The 18,331-nt window shown below is 64.5% G+C and carries 15 protein-coding genes and 1 pseudogene; 6 read left to right on the top strand and 10 right to left on the bottom strand.

Features of this window, described 5'->3' with window-relative positions; genetic code table 11:
- Positions 1 to 87: 87 nt before the first annotated feature.
- The 4 genes from J7359_RS02950 to J7359_RS02935 are packed head-to-tail and all read left to right on the top strand — an operon-like array spanning position 88 to position 4,418.
- A complete protein-coding gene (locus J7359_RS02950) occupies positions 88 to 1,899 on the top strand; it encodes a TonB-dependent receptor (protein ID WP_209055050.1) in 1,812 nt (603 codons plus the stop codon).
- The gene (locus J7359_RS02945) at positions 1,886 to 2,701 is read left to right on the top strand and encodes an ABC transporter substrate-binding protein (protein ID WP_348524328.1); all 816 of its coding nucleotides are present in this window, start codon (positions 1,886 to 1,888) and stop codon (positions 2,699 to 2,701) included. The genes J7359_RS02950 and J7359_RS02945 overlap by 14 nt, the downstream gene beginning before the upstream one ends.
- A complete protein-coding gene (locus tag J7359_RS02940; RefSeq protein WP_348524327.1) occupies positions 2,698 to 3,684 on the top strand; it encodes an iron ABC transporter permease in 987 nt (328 codons plus the stop codon). Before J7359_RS02945 ends, J7359_RS02940 begins: the two co-directional genes overlap by 4 nt.
- Entirely contained in the window at positions 3,684 to 4,418 is a 735-nt protein-coding gene (locus J7359_RS02935; protein ID WP_209055048.1) for an ABC transporter ATP-binding protein, read from the top strand. The genes J7359_RS02940 and J7359_RS02935 overlap by 1 nt, the downstream gene beginning before the upstream one ends.
- Positions 4,419 to 4,434: 16 nt before the next feature.
- Here the strand turns inward: J7359_RS02935 and J7359_RS02930 are convergent, their stop codons facing one another.
- From J7359_RS02930 to J7359_RS02920, 3 genes are all read right to left on the bottom strand, one after another.
- A complete protein-coding gene (locus tag J7359_RS02930) occupies positions 4,435 to 5,112 on the bottom strand; it encodes a rhodanese-like domain-containing protein (RefSeq protein ID WP_209055047.1) in 678 nt (225 codons plus the stop codon).
- Positions 5,113 to 5,191: 79 nt separating this feature from the next.
- The gene (gene parA, locus J7359_RS02925; RefSeq protein ID WP_209055046.1) at positions 5,192 to 5,827 is read right to left on the bottom strand and encodes a ParA family partition ATPase; all 636 of its coding nucleotides are present in this window, start codon (positions 5,825 to 5,827) and stop codon (positions 5,192 to 5,194) included.
- Positions 5,828 to 5,908: 81 nt separating this feature from the next.
- Complete coding sequence (locus tag J7359_RS02920) at positions 5,909 to 6,232, bottom strand: antibiotic biosynthesis monooxygenase family protein (protein WP_209055045.1); 324 nt, start codon at positions 6,230 to 6,232, stop codon at positions 5,909 to 5,911.
- Positions 6,233 to 6,368: 136 nt separating this feature from the next.
- On the opposite strand from J7359_RS02920, the gene J7359_RS02915 reads away from it, so the two are divergent.
- Positions 6,369 to 7,418, top strand: coding sequence for a dipeptidase (locus J7359_RS02915; protein ID WP_209055044.1), 1,050 nt, complete (start codon positions 6,369 to 6,371; stop codon positions 7,416 to 7,418).
- A gap of 142 nt (positions 7,419 to 7,560) precedes the next feature.
- On the opposite strand, the gene J7359_RS02910 is transcribed toward J7359_RS02915, so the two are convergent.
- The gene (locus tag J7359_RS02910) at positions 7,561 to 8,841 is read right to left on the bottom strand and encodes a helix-turn-helix domain-containing protein (RefSeq protein ID WP_209055043.1); all 1,281 of its coding nucleotides are present in this window, start codon (positions 8,839 to 8,841) and stop codon (positions 7,561 to 7,563) included.
- 109 nt (positions 8,842 to 8,950) lie between these two features.
- Positions 8,951 to 10,180: a 5-aminolevulinate synthase gene (hemA, locus tag J7359_RS02905; protein ID WP_209055042.1), complete on the bottom strand. Its 1,230-nt coding sequence runs from the start codon at positions 10,178 to 10,180 to the stop codon at positions 8,951 to 8,953.
- Between the two features lie 165 nt (positions 10,181 to 10,345).
- Here hemA and J7359_RS02900 point away from each other — a divergent pair, with 165 nt between their 5' ends.
- A complete protein-coding gene (locus J7359_RS02900) occupies positions 10,346 to 11,755 on the top strand; it encodes a M20/M25/M40 family metallo-hydrolase (protein WP_209055041.1) in 1,410 nt (469 codons plus the stop codon).
- A gap of 271 nt (positions 11,756 to 12,026) precedes the next feature.
- Here J7359_RS02900 and J7359_RS02895 read toward each other — a convergent pair whose 3' ends face one another.
- The 5 genes and pseudogenes from J7359_RS02895 to gorA form a co-directional block, all read right to left on the bottom strand.
- Positions 12,027 to 12,350: a 2Fe-2S iron-sulfur cluster-binding protein gene (locus J7359_RS02895; RefSeq protein WP_209055040.1), complete on the bottom strand. Its 324-nt coding sequence runs from the start codon at positions 12,348 to 12,350 to the stop codon at positions 12,027 to 12,029.
- 107 nt (positions 12,351 to 12,457) lie between these two features.
- Positions 12,458 to 14,014, bottom strand: a complete 1,557-nt coding sequence (locus J7359_RS02890; protein ID WP_209055039.1) for a DegQ family serine endoprotease — start codon at positions 14,012 to 14,014, stop codon at positions 12,458 to 12,460.
- Positions 14,015 to 14,623: 609 nt separating this feature from the next.
- A pseudogene (locus tag J7359_RS02885) lies at positions 14,624 to 15,571 on the bottom strand (protease modulator HflC); the annotation flags it as partial.
- 11 nt (positions 15,572 to 15,582) lie between these two features.
- A complete protein-coding gene (gene hflK, locus J7359_RS02880) occupies positions 15,583 to 16,830 on the bottom strand; it encodes an FtsH protease activity modulator HflK (protein ID WP_209055038.1) in 1,248 nt (415 codons plus the stop codon).
- 116 nt (positions 16,831 to 16,946) lie between these two features.
- A complete protein-coding gene (gene gorA, locus J7359_RS02875) occupies positions 16,947 to 18,326 on the bottom strand; it encodes a glutathione-disulfide reductase (RefSeq protein ID WP_209055037.1) in 1,380 nt (459 codons plus the stop codon).
- Positions 18,327 to 18,331: the final 5 nt, after the last annotated feature.

The raw sequence follows: 18,331 nt of genomic DNA, 5'->3' as shown, positions 1-18,331 counted from the left end.
CGTCGTGGTGGTATTCGCCGTCCGGCAGAATCTCTTCCGGACAACACGCATCGCGCCCGCCACGGGCGACCGGAAGGACCGCATCTCGTGAAACATCTTGCCATCCTGGCCGCGACCACAGCCGCGTCCGCCCTGCCCGCCACAGCGCAGGAAACCTATGTGCTGCCCGAAATCACGCTGACCGCCAATCTGGAGGAAACCGAACTCAGCCGATCCGGCAGCTCGGTATCGATCCTGACCGATGCGCAGCTTGCCGACAATGCCGGGCAGCCGCTGGCGCGCAGCCTGACCCGACTGCCCGGCGTGACCTGGCGGCAATCGGGGCCGCTTGGCACGACCGGATCAATTCAGCTTCGCGGCGCGCCTGCCCAGTATCTGCCGACGATCATCGACGGAATCGATATTTCCGATCCCGCCGCCGGACAGCCCTATTTCGATATCGGTGGTCTGACGACCGCGTCCATCGGCAGGGTCGAATTGCTGCGTGGCGCACAATCCGCACTCTACGGCTCTCGTGCGGTGGCCGGGGTTCTGAACCTTCAGTCGCTGCGACCGACGGAAGACGGGCTTCGACACAGCTTCTCGATCGAGGCAGGCAGTTACAGTACACTGCAGGCCAGCTATGGGGTCACGCTGCGGCAGGATGACACCGATCTGGCTTTTTCCGCGACGCGAATTCATAGCGATGGATTTTCCGCACGCGACGAGAATGACGGCAATTTCGAGGAGGATGGTTATGACGCGACGCGCCTTACCTTCTACGCCGCGCACACGCTGCAAAATGGCGCAAGGATCGGCCTGAACGGGTTCTGGGAAGACAGCACGGGCGATTTCGACGATTTCGAAGGCGATGTCGCTGGCACGCCGGGTGACGATTATTCTGAAAAGTCATCCTATGGCCTGCGCGCGTTCGCGGATTTCACGACAGGTGCCGTCGATCACCAGGTCGCGCTGACGCGTTATCATATCGACCGCACAAGCTGGTCGAACGGGTTCGCAACACCGTTCGTCGGAACCCGCGACAAGCTGTCCTGGCAGGGCGGGACCGATATCGGTACGTCCAGCGCGCGCGTGGTGTTCGGGGCCGAGACCGAAAAGGAAAAGGCCGACGGTCTGGGTGATACCCGGCTTTCAGGGGTCTTCGGACAGCTAAGCGCCCCGGTGGGCACCGATATCGACCTCAGCGCCTCGATTCGGCGCGACGACCACTCTCGGTTCGGCGGGTTCACTTCGGGTCGATTGGCGGGGGTCTGGCGGGTCCGCGAAGATCTTCTGCTTCGCGCGGCCTTTGGAAACGGTTTCCGCGCGCCCTCGCTTTATGAACTGTTTGGACCTTATGGCGATGCGGGTCTGGACCGTGAAGAAAGCCGCACCGCCGAAATCGGCATCGAAAAGCGTTGGGCCGATGACGGGTATCTGCGTGCGACCGCCTTCTGGACCGAGGCCGACAGCCTGATCGGGTTCGATCCGGCTTCGACCGCCTGTGGGCAACCATTCGGCTGCTATGCGCAGGTCGATGGCAAGGCGCGGCGCAGGGGCGTGGAGTTGGACGGACGTCACGCCTTTGGCCTTGGCTACGCAGTGACGGGCAGTTTCACCTACACCGATAATCAGGTCGCTTCGGAATGGGCCGAAGTGCCGCAGCATGTCCTGAACCTGGGGTTCGAGAAAGCGTTCGCGACCGGAACGACCGCCGCAATCGCGCTGCAACACATCGCCAAGCGTCCGAATGACATGGACGATTTCACCACCGTCGATCTGCTGCTGACCCATGACGTGCACCCGAACGCCGAGGCATATCTGCGGGTCGAGAACCTCTTTGATGAGGAGTATCAGCTGAACGACGGCTACGGCATGCCAGACAGGTCGGTCTATGCGGGCATTCGTGCGTCGTTCTGACCGGATACTCCGCTGGCTGGCGGCGGCGCTGATCGCCGCCGCCGGACCTGCCATCGCCTCTTCTGCCGGGGCCGCGCCGCAGCGCGTGGTGTCGATGAATCTGTGCACCGACCAGATCGCGATGCTGCTGGCGGCGCCGGGGCAACTGGTCTCGGTCAGTGATCTGGCGCGCGATCCGCGCATGTCTCCGATGGCCGACCGGGCGCAGGACTATCCGATCAATCATGGCCGCGCCGAGGAGATCTATCTCATGCGCCCGGATCTGGTCATCGCCGGGCAATATGCGTCGGGTCCGACGGTCGCGATGCTGCGCAGGCTGGGTGTCCGGGTCGAGGTGCTGCCGCCCGCCGAAGACATCGACGCGATCCGGGCCGAAATCATCCGCATGGGCGGGCTTCTGGGACGCGAGGACAAGGCCGCCCAGGTTCTTGCACGGTTCGACCGCGGTCTGACCTTGGCTGAAAGCAATGCGGACCGCGGTCGCGCGGCGCTGTATTACGCCAACGGCTATACATCGGGGCGCGACACGCTGGCCGGCACGATCCTGACGGCGGCGGGATACCGCAATGTCGCCGACGATCTGGGGATCACCGACACACGCAGCCTGCCGCTGGAAATGCTGGTCATGGCGCGACCCGACCGGCTGATCACGGGGGCGAAATGGCCCGGCCAGTCGCGTGGCGAGGCGATACTGGATCATCCGGCGCTGGCACGGATCGCCCCCGAGACCGCCGAGGTCACCGATCGCGACTGGGTTTGCGGCACACCCTTCGTCCTGCGAGCCATCGAGGCGCTGAAGTGAAACGCCTGTTCGCCGCTCTCGCACTGCTGGTCGCGGCGCTGTTCGCGATTTCTCTGATGACCGGGCCGGCGGGGATCGGGGCGCTGGACGGTCTGCGGGCGCTGATCCTGGGCGGCGACGGCCCGATGCCCATTGTGATGCGTGAAATCCGGCTACCCCGCGCCCTTCTTGGGCTGGTGGTCGGGGCGGGGCTTGGCTTGACCGGCGCCGCGATGCAGGGCTATCTGCGCAACCCGCTGGCCGAGCCGGGCTTGATCGGTGTTTCTGGCATGGCGGCATTGGGCGCCGTGATCGCAATCCAGACCGGTCTGTCGCTTGGCACCGCACTGGCCCTGCCCGCCACCGCGCTGGCGGGCGCCGCGATCGGCGTCGGGCTGCTGGTCGCGCTGGCCGGGCCGCGCGGCGGATCGGTGACCTTGATCCTAGCGGGCATCGCCATCTCGGCCCTTGCGGGCGCGGGCACGGCGCTGGTCCTGAACCTGTCGCCCAACCCCTATGCCGCGAACGAGATCGTGTTCTGGCTGATGGGATCGCTGGCGGACCGGTCGATGGTTCATGTCTGGCTGGCGCTGCCGCCGATGCTGCTTGGGGCGGCGCTGATCTGGACGACCGGGCGCGGGCTGGATGCGCTGACACTGGGGGAATCGGCGGCATCGGCGATGGGTGTCTCAGCGACCTGGCTGCGCTGGCGACTGATCGCCGGTGTTGCGTTGATCGTCGGACCCGCGACGGCGGTTGCCGGGGCGATCGGCTTTGTCGGGCTGGTCGTGCCACATATCCTGCGCCCATGGGTTGCGGCCCGGCCATCCGCACTGCTGCCAGCCTCGGCGCTTGGCGGGGCTGCGCTGCTGCTTGCGGCAGACATTGCAGTGCGGCTGATCCTGCCGGAACGCGATCTGAAGCTGGGGGTTCTGACCGCGCTTGTCGGTGCGCCGCTGTTTCTGCACCTGATCTGGAAAACCCGCAGCGGAGGACGCGTCTGATGCTGGAACTGCAGGGCCTGACCGTCACCCGCCGCAAACGGCCGGTGCTGGATCGCGTCAGCCTGACCGTGGCAGCCGGTGAACTGGTCGGCCTGATCGGGCCCAACGGGGCGGGCAAATCCACCCTGATGGAGGCGGCGCTGGGACTGATCCCGTTCACCGGCGCGTCGAACCTTGCGGCGATGGCAGCGACCGACCGGGCGCGTGCCGCCGCCTATCTTCCGCAATCGCGCGAGATCGCCTGGCCCGTCAGCGTCGAGGATCTGATCGCCCTTGGCCGTATTCCCTGGCCCGGCGGCGGACGCGGCCCCGCCGATCGGGCGGCCATCGACGCGGCGATCGCGCGCATGGACCTGCAGGATTTCCGCACGCGCACTGCCCTGCGCCTGTCGGGGGGCGAACAGACCCGCGCCCTGATCGCACGCGCACTGGCCCAGGAAACACCACTGCTGATCGCGGACGAACCCATCGCCGGACTAGACCCCACGCAGCAGCTTGCCTGTCTTCGCCTGTTTCGCGCGCTGGCGACCGAAGGCCGCGGTCTGCTGGTCTCGATCCATGATCTGGGAATGGCCGCACGGTTCTGCACACGCCTTGTCCTGCTGGACAAGGGGCAGGTTCTGGCGGACGGCGCCCCGGATCAGGTTCTGACCGACGATCTGTTGCGCCGCGCCTTCGGGATTACCGCGCGGCGCATCGATACGCCGGATGGGCCCGCGATCCTGCCGATCTAGACCGCCGAACGCCTCCTCAGTTCCCGTCTTCCTCGACCGGTGCAGCGCCGTCCTTGGCAGCCTCGGTCGTGGTTTCATCGACCACCGGGTTGCCGGACCCACCCGCGACGGTCAGCCCCAGAAGCCGCCAGGTCTGCATCCCACCGCGATAATAGCTGATCCGGTCGGCGGGAAATCCCGCATCGATCATCGCCCGGATCGCGGTCGGAGACTGTCCGCACCACAGACCGTTGCAGAACAGGATCGCCCGGTCGGCATTGGCACAGTCGAACTGCCCGTCGAAATCTGGTTCGCAGCTCAGTTTGGCAAGCTGTTCGACCGCCTGGGTATAGGGAATATTGATCGCACCGGGGATCGTGCCGGTCGCGTACCAATCGGGCGTGCGGGAATCCACCACCGTCGCATCGCCGGTCTTCAGGGCGTCCAGCACCTCGAGTTCGCCGATGGTTTCCACGCCCTCGGCGGGTGTATTCGGCTGGATGCAGAATGGCGGACAGTCGCGCCCTACCAATGCCCAATCACCTTCCAGCGCAGCCCCCTCGGCCTGTTCACGCTTGATCTCGATAGGGCCATCGGCCGTCTCGACCGTCACGCTGGCCATGTCGGCAGTGATCCCCACGCGGGGTGCATCCTGCGCTTGCGCCAATTGCGGTGCGGCGACAAGCGCCGACAAAACGACAAGATTGCGAAACATTCCGTGCCTCCTCCTCGGATTTGAAGAAGCGTAACACGGATGGCTGCGAGAGGGCAGTTGATATTCTAATATCAGAATTTCAGCCGATGATCGACAGAACCTCGTCGGTCAGCGCCGTCACCTCGTCGCGCGCGGGGCCGGTGCGCGCACGCTCGATCGCGCCTAACCCTACGCCCAATGTCTCGGCATAGACGACGCGATTGGCGATCTGGGTATTCGCGACCGTCGCGCCCAGTTCGACGGCCTTTTCCGCGACCTCGACCGACAGGCGCGTGTTCGGACGCACGCGGTTCAGCACGACCAGCACAGGCGCCTTTTCACGCCGCGCAAGGTCCAGAACGCCCTCGGTCGCCCACAGATCGACATGACTTGTCGCGACCGGCACCAGAACCAGATCAGCGACCCGCAACGCCGGCCGCAGATCGCTGTCGATCTTTGGCGGCGTATCGACGATCACATAATCGAAGCGCTTCTTCAGCTTTTCGGATTCGTAGCTGGCCCCCCAGGCCGACGAGGTCGAGAAATCCATTGCCTCATCCTCGCCCTGCGCCTGCATCCGCTCTATGAACCAGCGGCCCATGCTGCCCTGCGGATCCGTATCGACCAAGGCGACCGAATGGCCGCGCCCATGCAGCGCAACCGCCAGGTTCACTGCCAGCGTCGTCTTGCCCGACCCGCCCTTCTGCTGCGCCACCGTGATGATCCTGCCTGCCATGCCTGCCGCTCCTTCACCGTGATTTTACCGGACGTTAGCGCCCCGTTGGCACGATTGCACGGGGTATTTGCACACGCAGCATCAGCCGTCGAAAACAGATTGCAGTTCGTACATGACCGGCTCGAAGCTTTTGCACATCGAGTGGATGGCGCGGTTGCGGGCGCGCATTTCATCGGTGCGCAGCATCGCCTGGTAGTCCTTGCGATCGCGCCATTGCGAATAGGTGGCGATCCGGGTCTGCGCGTCGTTCAGATGGATCGCGCCAGAGATGAATCCCGGCTGGACCCGGATCACCTGATCCCACGCATCGGTCAGCAGGTCCAGCACGTCATGGGCGCTGCCCGGCGTGACCTCGAACGTGCAGATGACGGTCTGGCCGTCGAAATCGGAACGGATATCGGGCATGGCTTGCCTCCCTCTGGCTGTGCCTTTGTCCCAGCCTAGGCGGATTTTCCCTGCTGACAAGCCACCAAGGTGCGGGGCATTGTCGCCGCCCCGCGCACGGTGCATGGTCGGCACAAAGCGGTAAAGGAGCCTTGCGATGATCCCGGTATTCGACGGCCACAACGATTTCATCCAGCGCGTCGTGGCGGCCGGCGCCGATGGCACGCGGGTCTGGCTGGAAGGCGATGGCACCGGCCATCTCGACCTGCCCCGGATGCGCGCGGGCGGCATGGTTGGCGGTTTTTTCGCGATCTGGATCCCCTCACCCTCGGGACCGAACGACGCCGAGACCGTCACCCTGATGCAGAATCCGCCCTTCGCGCTGCCGTTGCCGGACCAGATCGACCATGATACCGCCCTGCCCCACGCATTCCGACAAGCCGCCGCGCTGAAAGCGTTGGAGCGGACCGGCACGCTGGATATCGTGACCGATGCCGCCCATCTGCGGCGCAGCATCGATGCGGGCCGGATCGCGGCCATCATGCATATGGAGGGCGCCGAAGCGATCGGTGACATCGACGCGCTGCATCTGTGGCACGCCGCGGGTCTGCGGTCATTGGGGCCGGTCTGGTCGCGACCGACTGCCTACGCCGAAGGAGTGCCGTTCGCATTTCCGGCCGGACCCGATACCGGCAGCGGCCTGACGCCGGCTGGGAAGGATCTGGTCCGCGAATGCAACGCGCTGAAGATCATGCTGGACCTGTCGCATCTGAACGAGGCCGGTTTCAACGACATCGCGCGACTGTCGGACGCCCCGCTGGTCGCCAGCCACAGCTGCGTGCATGAGATCTGCCCCAGCGCCCGCAACCTGACCGACCGGCAATTGCAGGTCATCGCCGACAGCGGCGGGCTGGTCGGGCTGAACTATGCGTCAAGCTTTCTGCGTGAGGATGGCAAGCGCCTGCCGCTGGAAGAGCTGGATACGATGCTGCGGCATCTGGATCATCTGCTGGCGATTCTGGGTGAGGATGGCGTGGCGCTTGGATCGGATTTCGATGGGGCCCTGATGCCCCGCGATCTGCCCGATGCCTCGGCCCTGCCCGTGTTGCTTCAGGCGATGGCTGCGCATGGATACGGCGAGGCGCTGATCCGCAAGATCGCCAGCGAAAACTGGATCGGCGTCCTGCAGCGCAGCTGGGGCGGCTGACTGCGGACAATCAGATACTGCGCTGATGACCAGTCGCGGACGCGAAAGCAGCAGCGCATCTGCATCGAAGGGTTAAGGCCTCCTGCCCCGTCGTTCCGAACCCGGGACGACGGGCATCAGACCGGCGCGGGTTCAGACCACATTACTCGGTCGCCTGCGCCTCTAACCCCGTTGTGGCCGGGCTGGCCTGCGCGATCGAGACCATCTGCGCCAGTTCGGGATCGGCATCCAGATCGGCAAGCGCGAATTTCTCGCTGAGCGCGTCGGGTGCAAGTTCGATGTTCTTTACAACCTGCGGCCCGGGGGCGGCTGGACCATAGGTCTGACCATTGACGGCGAAATACACGGCCCCGGAATTGCCGGTCCGCAGCCTCGGCGCCTCTTCCAGTTTGGGCAGTGCAAAGCGTTCGCCTGCGTCCATGATCTTTTCCAGCAGCACGGTGCCATCCGCAGTCGTCACCCGGACCCACGCGGGACGAGCGGCCAGCAGCTCCAGTTGCGGTGCATCCTCGGCCAGAGTGCGGACGGGTGCAGACTGTTCATCGCCGTCATCAGGCATTTGCGGGCCATAGGCCATCGCGCGCGACGCCGGGGCGGATTGTGATGGGGCATCGCCCTGCGTCGTCGCATCGGAGGACGCAAGCGACAACTCTCCGGGCAGGCTAAGGCCCGGGTCGATGGCCGCGATGGGACCGTCGCGCGCGGTCAGCACCGGCGCTTCCAGCGTGCGCGGACGATAAAGCCTGTCCAGCGCCTCGGGCTGGGGCAGATTCTGGGCAAGGACCGCGACATCCGTCATATCAAGCGCGGGATCAGGCATCGACGCGCCCTCGACCGGGTCCAATGCGGTCACGACGCCGGGCCTGTCGTCGCCGGGCGTCAGCGTCACACGCTGCACCTCTTGCAGGACAGACCAGCCGCCATAGGCAAGACCGCACAGCAAGGCCACCAGCACCAGCAGCGATCCGATCGCGCGTGGCTCGACATCCGACCAGAAGCTTTCCTGCTTGGGCAGAAATAGCGCGTGCGGATTGGCCAAGGCCTCGGCCGGGTCGGAAGGACGCCTGCCCGGTTTCGGACCGGATGCGGACGCGGCCATTCCGTGGGTCGGCTGGAAACCCGATTCGGCACAGAACCGCCGGAACGTCCAGTCGGTGTCCATGCCAAGATAGCGCGCATAGGACCTGACATAACCCGAGACGAAGCTGGGCGTATCAAAGGCCGTCACATCGCAATTTTCTATCGCCGCAACATAAGAGGCGCGGATTCGCAACTCGCGCTGCACATCCAGCAGCGATTTACCCAAGGTGGCGCGTTCGCCTCGCATGATGTCGCCAAGGCGTGTGTCATCGTCGAGGAAATGATGCACCTCCTCCACCCGATCGCTCTCCTCTGCCGGGACGTCAGCCCGCAGCCTGCTCATTCCGTTTGCCTCATCTGCCCGGTGACAGGAACGCCCGAATCGGACGCTACCTTGGTTTGATTAATCCAAGGTTATCACGCTGGCGAGAGCAGTTCACCCGTCGATTTGGTCACGCGCTCAATTCATTGCGATTCAGCGCACAGTGCGACCACAGCGCATCCATCGCGCGCACCAGGTGATCGATCTGTTTCGGATCGTGCACCGGCGAGGGCGTAAAGCGCAGACGTTCCGTTCCGCGCGGGACGGTGGGGAAATTGATCGGCTGGACATAGATCCCATAGTCACGCAGCAGCATGTCGGACAGTTGCTTGCAGTGAACCGGATGGCCGACATGGACCGGAACGATGTGGCTGCCGTGATCGATGATCGGCATGCCAAGCGATTTCAGTCGCATCTTCAGGATCCGCGCATGCAGTTGCTGGGCATCACGCAGATGCTGTCCGCCTTCGCCTTTCAGGAAACGGATCGACGCCGCCGCACCCGCCGCCACGGCAGGTGGAAGCGACGTGGTGAAGATGAAGCCTGGTGCGTAGGACCGGATCGCATCGCACATCTTGGCCGAGCCGGCGATATAGCCGCCGAAAACCCCGAATGCCTTGCCAAGCGTTCCGTTGATCAGGTCGATTCGACCGGACAGACCATCACGCTCGGCGACGCCGCCGCCGCGGGGGCCATACATGCCGACCGCGTGTACTTCGTCCAGATAGGTCAGCGCGCCGAATTCCTCGGCCAGGTCGCAGATCGCCTCGACAGGGCCGAAATCGCCGTCCATCGAATAGATCGATTCAAACGCGATCAGCTTTGGCGCGGCAGGATCGTCAGCCTGCAGCAACTCGCGCAGATGGGCCAGATCGTTGTGCCGGAAGATCCGCTTGGCACCGCCATTGCGCTTGATCCCCTCGATCATCGAGGCATGGTTCAGCGCATCGGAATAGATGATAAGGCCCGGAAACAGCTTCGGCAGGGTCGACAGCGTGGCGTCATTGGCGATGTAGGCGGACGAGAAGACAAGCGCGGCTTCCTTGTCATGCAGATCGGCCAGTTCGGCTTCCAGTCGCTTGTGATAGACGGTGGTGCCGCTGATATTGCGGGTGCCGCCCGACCCTGCGCCGACCGCGTCCAGAGCCTCGTGCATGGCGGACAGAACGGCCTGATGCTGGCCCATGCCCAGATAGTCGTTGCCGCACCATACTGTGATTTCCTGCTGCTCGCCATCGGGGCGCGTCCAGACTGCCTGCGGAAACCGGCCCTTGTCACGTTCGATATCGATGAACGTGCGATAGCGGCCTTCTTCGTGAAGACGTCCTATCGCCTGATCCAAGGCAGCATCGTAATTCATTGCAGGCGTTCCCTTGCGTAGCTTGCTGGGTGCGATCATGTTCCGATCACGCGCGGCACGTCGTTGATACATGTCAAATCTTGAAAATGACAGGTCAAAATTGTCGCAGCGGGACCAAAGTCCCTATAGAAAACCAAGGAAATCAGTCAAAATAGGATGCGAAAAATGGGGCAAGGAACGGATCTTGATGCCGTGCTGGCGCGGCTGGATGCGGGGCGCGGGGCCGCCATCGACAGACTGCTGGAGTTCTTGCGCATTCCCTCGATCTCGACCGATCCGGCGCATAGCCAGGATGTGCGCTCGGCCGCGGAATGGCTGCAGAAGGAACTGACCGAACTGGGTTTCGATGCGACAATCCACGACACGACCGGGCACCCGATGGTCGTCGCACGCTCGCACGCAGGTACGGAACGGCCCCTGCTTTTCTACGGGCATTACGATGTCCAGCCGGTCGATCCGCTGGACCTGTGGCACCGCCCTCCCTTCGACCCGGCGGTTGAGGCGACCGACGACGGAGAGGTGATCCGTGGTCGCGGTGCGGCGGACGACAAGGGTCAGTTGATGACGTTCGTCGAGGCATTCCGCGCATGGCGCGATGTGCACGGTCAGCTTCCATCCGACCTGATCCTGCTGTTCGAGGGGGAAGAGGAATCCGGCTCGCCCTCGCTGCGGCCTTTCCTGCACGGCCACGCCGACGACCTGCGGGCGTCGCTGGCAATGATCTGCGACACGTCGATGTATTCGGACGGACGCCCCGCGATCACGACGCAACTGCGCGGGCTGGTCGGCGAGGAAGTCGTGCTTCGCGGCGCCGATCGCGATCTGCATTCGGGCAGTTTCGGGGGACTGGCCGCGAACCCGATCATGGTGCTGGCGCAGGCGCTGGGGTCGCTGAAGGATGCACAAGGCCGGGTCACGCTGCCCGGTTTCTACGATGGCGTCCACGACCTTGACGACGCGTTGCGCGACGATTGGCAGGCCCTGGGTTTCGACGCCGAGGCGTTCCTGGGACGCGTCGGGTTGCGCATCCCGATCGGTGAGGACGGCCGCCCCCCTCTGGAGATGGTCTGGAACCGCCCCACCTGCGAGATCAACGGCATCGCCGGCGGCTATGCGGGCGACGGCTTCAAGACCGTGCTGCCCGCCGAAGCCCGCGCCAAGGTCAGCTTCCGGCTGACCGGAACCCAGGATCCCGATGCCGTTCGCACGGCCTTCCGCGACCATGTCCGCCGCTTCGTGCCTGATGACTGCCAGGTCGAGTTCCACCCGCACGGCGCCAGCCCCGCCAGCGTCATGGACGTGTCCGATCCGGCCTTCGATGCCGCGAAAGCCGCGCTAGGCGAAGAATGGGGGCGTGAGGCAGCCCTTATCGGGGCGGGCGGCTCGATCCCCATCGCGGGCGATTTCAGGCAGATCCTGGGAATGGATTCGATGCTGATCGGTTTTGGCCGCGATGACGACCGTATCCATTCTCCGAACGAGAAATACGATGTCAGCAGCTTTCAGAAGGGCGCGCGGTCCTGGGCGCGTATCCTGTCCGCGCTGCGGCCTGCGCAGGGCAGCGGATCATCATGAAAAGCGGCGCCGCGCAAATTTCCACGGCGATTAACGACAAATTAAACATATCGAGACAAAAAGGCTGTGCGGAGATGGCAAGAAATCCAGATCCGCACCCAGCCAGTCACCCCGGTCCCCGCGCGGTCCCCTTCGCCGGAACCGGGGTGATCTTTACGACCGCGATCGAAATCGGCGAATAACCTTCGTGGGTTTCCGTGCGTGGAGCCAGAGGCGGGGAACGCATCCATTCCCGCCCGCATCCGGTTGAAAGCCAGCAACTTTCGTCGAATCAGATCTGACGTTCGGGCATCTGGACCACCAGCCCGTCCAGATCTTCGGACACCTTGATCTGGCAGGTCAGGCGCGACCGCGCGGGGTCGGGTTCATAGGCGAAGTCCAGCATGTCTTCTTCCATCGGGTCCTTCGCCGGCAGCTTTTCCAGCCACGCGGGATCCACATAGACGTGACAGGTCGAACAGGCGCAGGCCCCGCCGCAATCGGCGTCGATGCCGGGAATGCCGTTGTCGCGCGCGCCCTCCATCACGGTCATGCCGGGCTTGACCTCGACCTCGTGCCGGGTGCCGTTGTGTTCGATATAGGTGATCTTCGCCATGGCTCGTCTTTCCTTGCTGCGGATCAGATATTCAATCCCGGCCGCAATGAAAAGAGGCGGACCGGACGGCCCGCCTCGTCTGTGTCTCAGGCTTGGCGCCTTCGCGGTCAGTCCGACTGCGGAATCGGCAGCGCGACAAAGCGCGGCTCGCCCGCGCGTCGGATCAGCACCAGAAGCGACTTGCGCCCGGCTTCGCGCGCCTCATCGATCCGGTCGTTCAGATCGGACAGGCTGGCCACAGGCTGCTGACCGGCCTCGGTGATGATGTCACCGGCGGCAAGACCCTTGTCGGCGGCCACACCTTCGGGATCGACCGATTTCACCACCAGCCCCTGCCCATCGCCGTCGATGCCCAGTTCCGCGGCAATCTCTGGCGTCAACGTGGATAGCGTCATTCCCAGCAGATCGGATTCGCTCGGCGTCTGCGGGTTCGCACTGGGGGCTTCGTTGCCCTCGGCCACCTCGCGCCGCCCCAGCGTCACGCTGAGGGTCACGGGTTCGCCGTCGCGGTGAACGATCACGTCCACCGCCTCGCCAGCCGGTGCCTCGGCGACGCGACGGACAAGCCCGCGCGTATCCTCGACTTCGGCGCCGTCAAAGCTGGTGATCACATCGCCCGCCTTCATTCCGGCATCCTTCGCCGGACCGTCCGGCACGTCGGTGACCATCGCGCCCTGTTCTTCGGACAGTCCCAGCGCCTCGGCCATGTCGGGCGTCACGTCCTGGATCTTGACACCCAGCCATCCGCGCCGTGTTTCGCCGTATTCGCGCAGTTGGTTTACGACCTTGCTGACCACGTTCGACGCCATCGAGAAGCCGATGCCGATCGACCCGCCATTGGGCGACAGGATCGCCGTGTTCACCCCGATCACGTCGCCGTTCATGTCGAACAACGGACCGCCGGAATTGCCGCGGTTGATCGCCGCGTCGGTCTGCAGGTAATCGTCGTAGGTGCCCGACAATTCGCGATTGCGTGCCGACACGATGCCGGTAGAGGCCGAAAAGCCCTGTCCCAGCGGGTTCCCCAGCGCCAGCACCCAGTCGCCGACGCGTGCAACGTCGGAATCGCCGAATTTCACGAACGGAACCGGCTCGTCACTTTCGACCTTGAGAACGGCAACATCGGTATTCGGATCGGTGCCCACGACCTCGGCCGGAAGCGTGTTGCCGGAATAGAATTCGACCTCGATCTCATCGGCGCCGTCGATGACGTGATTGTTCGTCACGATATATCCGTCAGCCGAGATGACGAACCCGGACCCCAGCGCATTGGACCGCTGTGGCATCCGGCGCTGCTGGCCGTCGGGACCGGGCATGCCCGGAAAGCCGAAATCGCGAAACAGGTCGGAAAACGGGCTGCCCTCGGGGAACATCGGCCCCTGCCCGCCCGCAGGCTGGGTGACCACCGACGTGGTCGTGATGTTCACCACGGCGGGCGAAACCTTCTCGACCAGATCGGCAAAGCTGGCCTGCGCGGCCTGCGGATTGGCGCCGTCAGTGACGTTGGCCCCCAAGGGCTGGTTGTTGTTCGCCGCCTCCTGAGCCTGCTGGCTGGCTTCGGGCGAGACATCGGTTGTCGCCTGCTGCGCGCCTGCGATGCCAAGACCGACCGTTACGGCAAGAACCGACGCGGTCAGGAGGTGCCGAGGAGAAAGCGTCTTCATGCTGGATGTCCTCATCTTTCGGATTTCGTCGCAGCGCATCGGTTGCCCTGCGAACGGGTTTGATATGAAAGGGATTTGGTGGCGCGTTGCAAATAAACCACGCTCTCGGACAGTGAACTGATCGTGACTTTTGTTGCAGCATCCATTCCGCGCGTCAAATGCCGGCGACATGTGCTGGCTGTCGCATCGCACAAGGGACGGTCCTCGAAACCCACCGATCCGCACATTGCAGGCATCCGGCTGAAGCGGCTTGGCCGAAAAGAAAAGGGGCGGCCATGCAGCCGCCCCCGCATCTCAGTTCGTGGCAGGCGCCGGCGCGTCCTCTTCGGTCGCGGGGTCCTCGGTCGCGGAGTCGGCCGAACTCTCCGGATCTGCCGCGTCGGCCGCGGGGGCGCCCTGCCCCGTTGCATCCTCGGCTGCGTCATTCTGACCTTCATCGGCCGGTTCCTGCTGCGCGCCGCTGTCGGTGGCGGGCGGCACGACGCTGGAGGGCTGTTCCGGCGGTGTGGCAAGGCTTTCAGGCACGGGTGTCAGCTTGACCCCTGCCGATTCCCCCAGCTGATTGCCCTCGCGGTCGGTCACCTTCGGGGTCACCAACTCCTCGTCGGAATCGCCTGCGGCAGCGGACGATCCGGCGTTGCTTCTGGCCGACGATCCCGGCGGAACCGGGGTCGGTGCCGGTTCGGCGCGTTCAGAACCCGCATCGCGCAGATAGGTGAAGAATTCGCCGTCTGGCTGCATCACCATACTGCTGTTTTCGCCTTTCAGCGCGCGTTCATACGAGGTCATCGACCGGGTAAAGGCGAAGAACTCGGGGTCGCGACCGAATGCGTCGGCATAGATCGCGTTGCGTTCGGCGTCGGCCTCACCGCGGACGATCTCGGCCCGCTTCTGAGCTTCGGATGTCAGTTCGACCACGGTCCGGTCGGCAGCGGCGCGGACGCGCTGTGCGGCCTCGCCACCGCGGGCGATCTCGTCTGCGGCCTCGCGCTGACGTTCGGCGCGCATCCTTGCATAGGTTGCGTTCAGGTTCTGCTCGGGCAGATCCGTCCGGGTCAGGCGAACGTCGATGATCTCGACCCCCAGCCCGGACGAATTGTTCCGCGCCTCATCGCGGATCTGGTTCATCAATGTGGTCCGGTCATCGGACAGCACATTCGTGGATGGAACCGAACCCAGCACTTCGCGGATGGCCGCGTTCACGATCGGCTCCAACCGGCCCTGGGCGGCCTGGATGCCACCGGTGCCGACCGCCTGACGGAAGCGCACCGGATCGGTGATCCGCCAGCGCGCGAAGGCATCGACCACAAGGCGGCGGTCATCCAGCGGCGTGACTTCCAGGGGCGATGTCGGCAGGCCCAGAATACGACCGTCATACTTCACGACATTGTCCAGAAACGGCACCTTCACGCCAAGGCCCGGCTGTTCCTGCACATCAACGACCCGGCCCAGACGCAGGACCAGCGCCTTTTCGCGTTCGTCCACGATGAAGACCGAGGCGATGCCGACGACGCCCACCACGACCAGCGCGGGAATGGCGAGGGCTGAAAACTTCAAAGCGCGTGCCATCAGTTCGTCCCTCCGGTCGTCATCGAATTGCGATTGGTGTTGTCCGCGTTGCCGCTGTCACCGCCAGAGCCTTGCGACCGGCGCAACTGATCAAGCGGCAGATAGGGCACCACCCCGGAACCGCCCTCGGTCGTGCCATCGTCAAGAATGACCTTGTCCACGTCGCCCAGAACCTTTTCCATCGTCTCAAGATACATCCGTCTGCGCGTCACCTCGGGGGCCTTCACATATTCCTCGTAGATCGAGTTGAAGCGCGATGCCTCACCCTGCGCGTTGTTGACGGCCTCGGCACGATACCCCTCGGCCTGTTCCAGGGTCGCGGCGGCGTCGCCGCGTGCCTGCGCAAGGACGCGGTTGGCATAGGCATCGGCCTCTTTCTCAAGCCGGTCTCGTTCCTGCTGCGCGGCCTGCACCTCGCGGAAGGCGTCGATCACCTCGCTTGGCGGATCCGCGCGATCAAGGTTCACACGCACCACGTTGATCCCGGATTGATAGGCGTCCAGCGTGCGCTGCACGGCATCGCGAAGATCGCTGGCGATGGCGCCCCGATCGCGGTTCAGGATCGGTGCCAGTTCGGACCGCGCGATGATGTCGCGCATCGCGGATTCGGCAACCGCCCGGATCGTGTCCGAAGGGTCGGCAAGGTTGAACAGGTATTTCTCGGGGTCCGAGATGTTCCAGACGACCTGATATTCCATGTCCACGATATTCTGATCGCGGGTCAGCATCAGGCCACTGTCCATCGGGCCGGACCGGCCCGTGCCGATCTCGGTCACGCGTTCGTTCGTCACCGGCACGACCTCGGCGGTCACGAAAGGCCAAGGGGCAAAGTTCAGACCTTCGGTCCCGACGGCAACCGCACGACCGAACAGGAACTCGACGCTCTTTTCGTTGGTCTGGACGCGATAGAAGCTGGAAAAGCCCCACACCGCGACGGCGACAAGGCCGGCGATGGCAAGTGTGGAACGGTTCAGGCCGAAGCCGGGACCCGAGGGGCGCTTGCCGCCCCCGCCGCCACCGTTATTGCCGCCGCCCCGACCGCCCATCAGAACGCGCAGGCGTTCCTGGCCCTTCTTCATCAATTCCTCGATCTCGGGCATCTGCTCACCACCCTGACCGGGCCGGCGCGGGCCGCCGCGCGGGGGCTGCTGGTCGCCCCAGGGGCGGTTCGACGGACGCTTGCCGCGATCGTCGTCATCGTCCCCACCACCATTGCCGCCACCGCCCCAAGGGCCCTGATTTGCCATATGCTCGACCTTCCTTCCCTGATATTTCGTGCCAAGGAAACTGGGGTCCAGCGCACGAATGTGCAACCCTGATCGCCCTCGTTTCCCACCGGATTCCGTGCGGCGGACGGCCGCGCCTAGCTGTCGTCCGCAGGGTAGCGACGCGCGGGATGGCGCATTGTCACCAATTCTTCCGCTGCGGTCGGATGAACGGCCATGGTCGCATCGAAATCGGCCTTGGTGCAGCCCATCGTGATCGGAATCCCGACCAGCTGGATCATCTCGCCGGCCTCGGGGCCAAAGATCTGGCAGCCCAGCACCTTGTCGCTTTCAGGATCGACCAGCAGCTTCATCATGGTCCGCGCATCCGATCCCGCGAACATCGACCGCATCGGCCTGAAGACGGCCGAATACACATCCACCGGCCCGCGCTGCCGGGCCTGTTCTTCGGTCAGCCCGATGGCGCCCAATTCGCATGGGCGCAGATAGACCGCGCTGGCCACCGGCTCATGGCTGACCTTGCGCGCCTTGGCCCCGAACACCGTGTCGGCGAATGCGTGGCCCTCGCGGATCGCGACCGGCGTCAGGTTCACCCGGTCGGTCACGTCGCCGACCGCGAAGATCGACGGGACCGAGCTCTGCGACCATTCGTCCACCTCGATCGCGCCGCTGTCGCGCAGCCGGACCCCGGTATTCTCAAGCCCCAGATCGCCGGTATAGGGATCACGACCGGTCGCGAAGAACACCGCATCGAAATGGTCCGCGTTGCCATCGTCGAAATGCGCCATGATGCGGCCTGCGTCGCGTTCCAGTCGGGTCGGCGACACCCCGAGGCGCAGATCGACACCGATCGACTGCAATTGCAGCGTCGCCATTTCCCGCGCCTCGCGGTCAAACCCGCGCAGCACCGCATCGCCACGATAGGCCTGCGCGGTATCGACGCCCAGCCCGTTCAGGATGGTCGCGAACTCGCAGGCGATGAAGCCGCCGCCGATCAGCAATGCGCGACGCGGCAACTCATCCAGAAGAAACAGGTCGTCCGAGATCAGGCCCAGCTCTTCTCCGGGGATACCGATCTTCGAGGGTCGGCCACCAACGGCGATCAGGATGTGCTTTGCCGTCTTGCGGGTTCCGTCGGCCAGTTCGACGCTGTGATGATCGACAAGCCTTGCACGTTGATGAAAGATCTCGACCCCGGCCTTTTCCGCGTTCGCCCCGTAGGCGCGTTCAAGCCGGTTCAGTTCCTCGTCCAGTTTTTCGCGAAACAGATGCCAATCAAGATGCCCGCTTTCGGCCGCCGACCAGCCATAGCCTCGCATCTCCTCGGCCATCTGTGTTGCCTGGCTGGCAAAGATCATCAGCTTCTTGGGCACGCAGCCGCGAATGACGCAGGTGCCGCCCATCCGGCTTTCCTCGGCCAGACCGACCCGCGCGCCGTATTCGCCCGCTGCAATGCGCGCCGCACGCACCCCGCCCGAACCGCCGCCGATGACGAAAAGATCAAAATCGAATGTCACGGTTC

The organism is Paracoccus sp. R12_2 (genome assembly GCF_017744015.1).
GTDB lineage: Bacteria > Pseudomonadota > Alphaproteobacteria > Rhodobacterales > Rhodobacteraceae > Paracoccus.
Note: the sequence above shows the minus strand (reverse complement) of the source record. Positions and strands in the feature narration are given on the sequence as shown.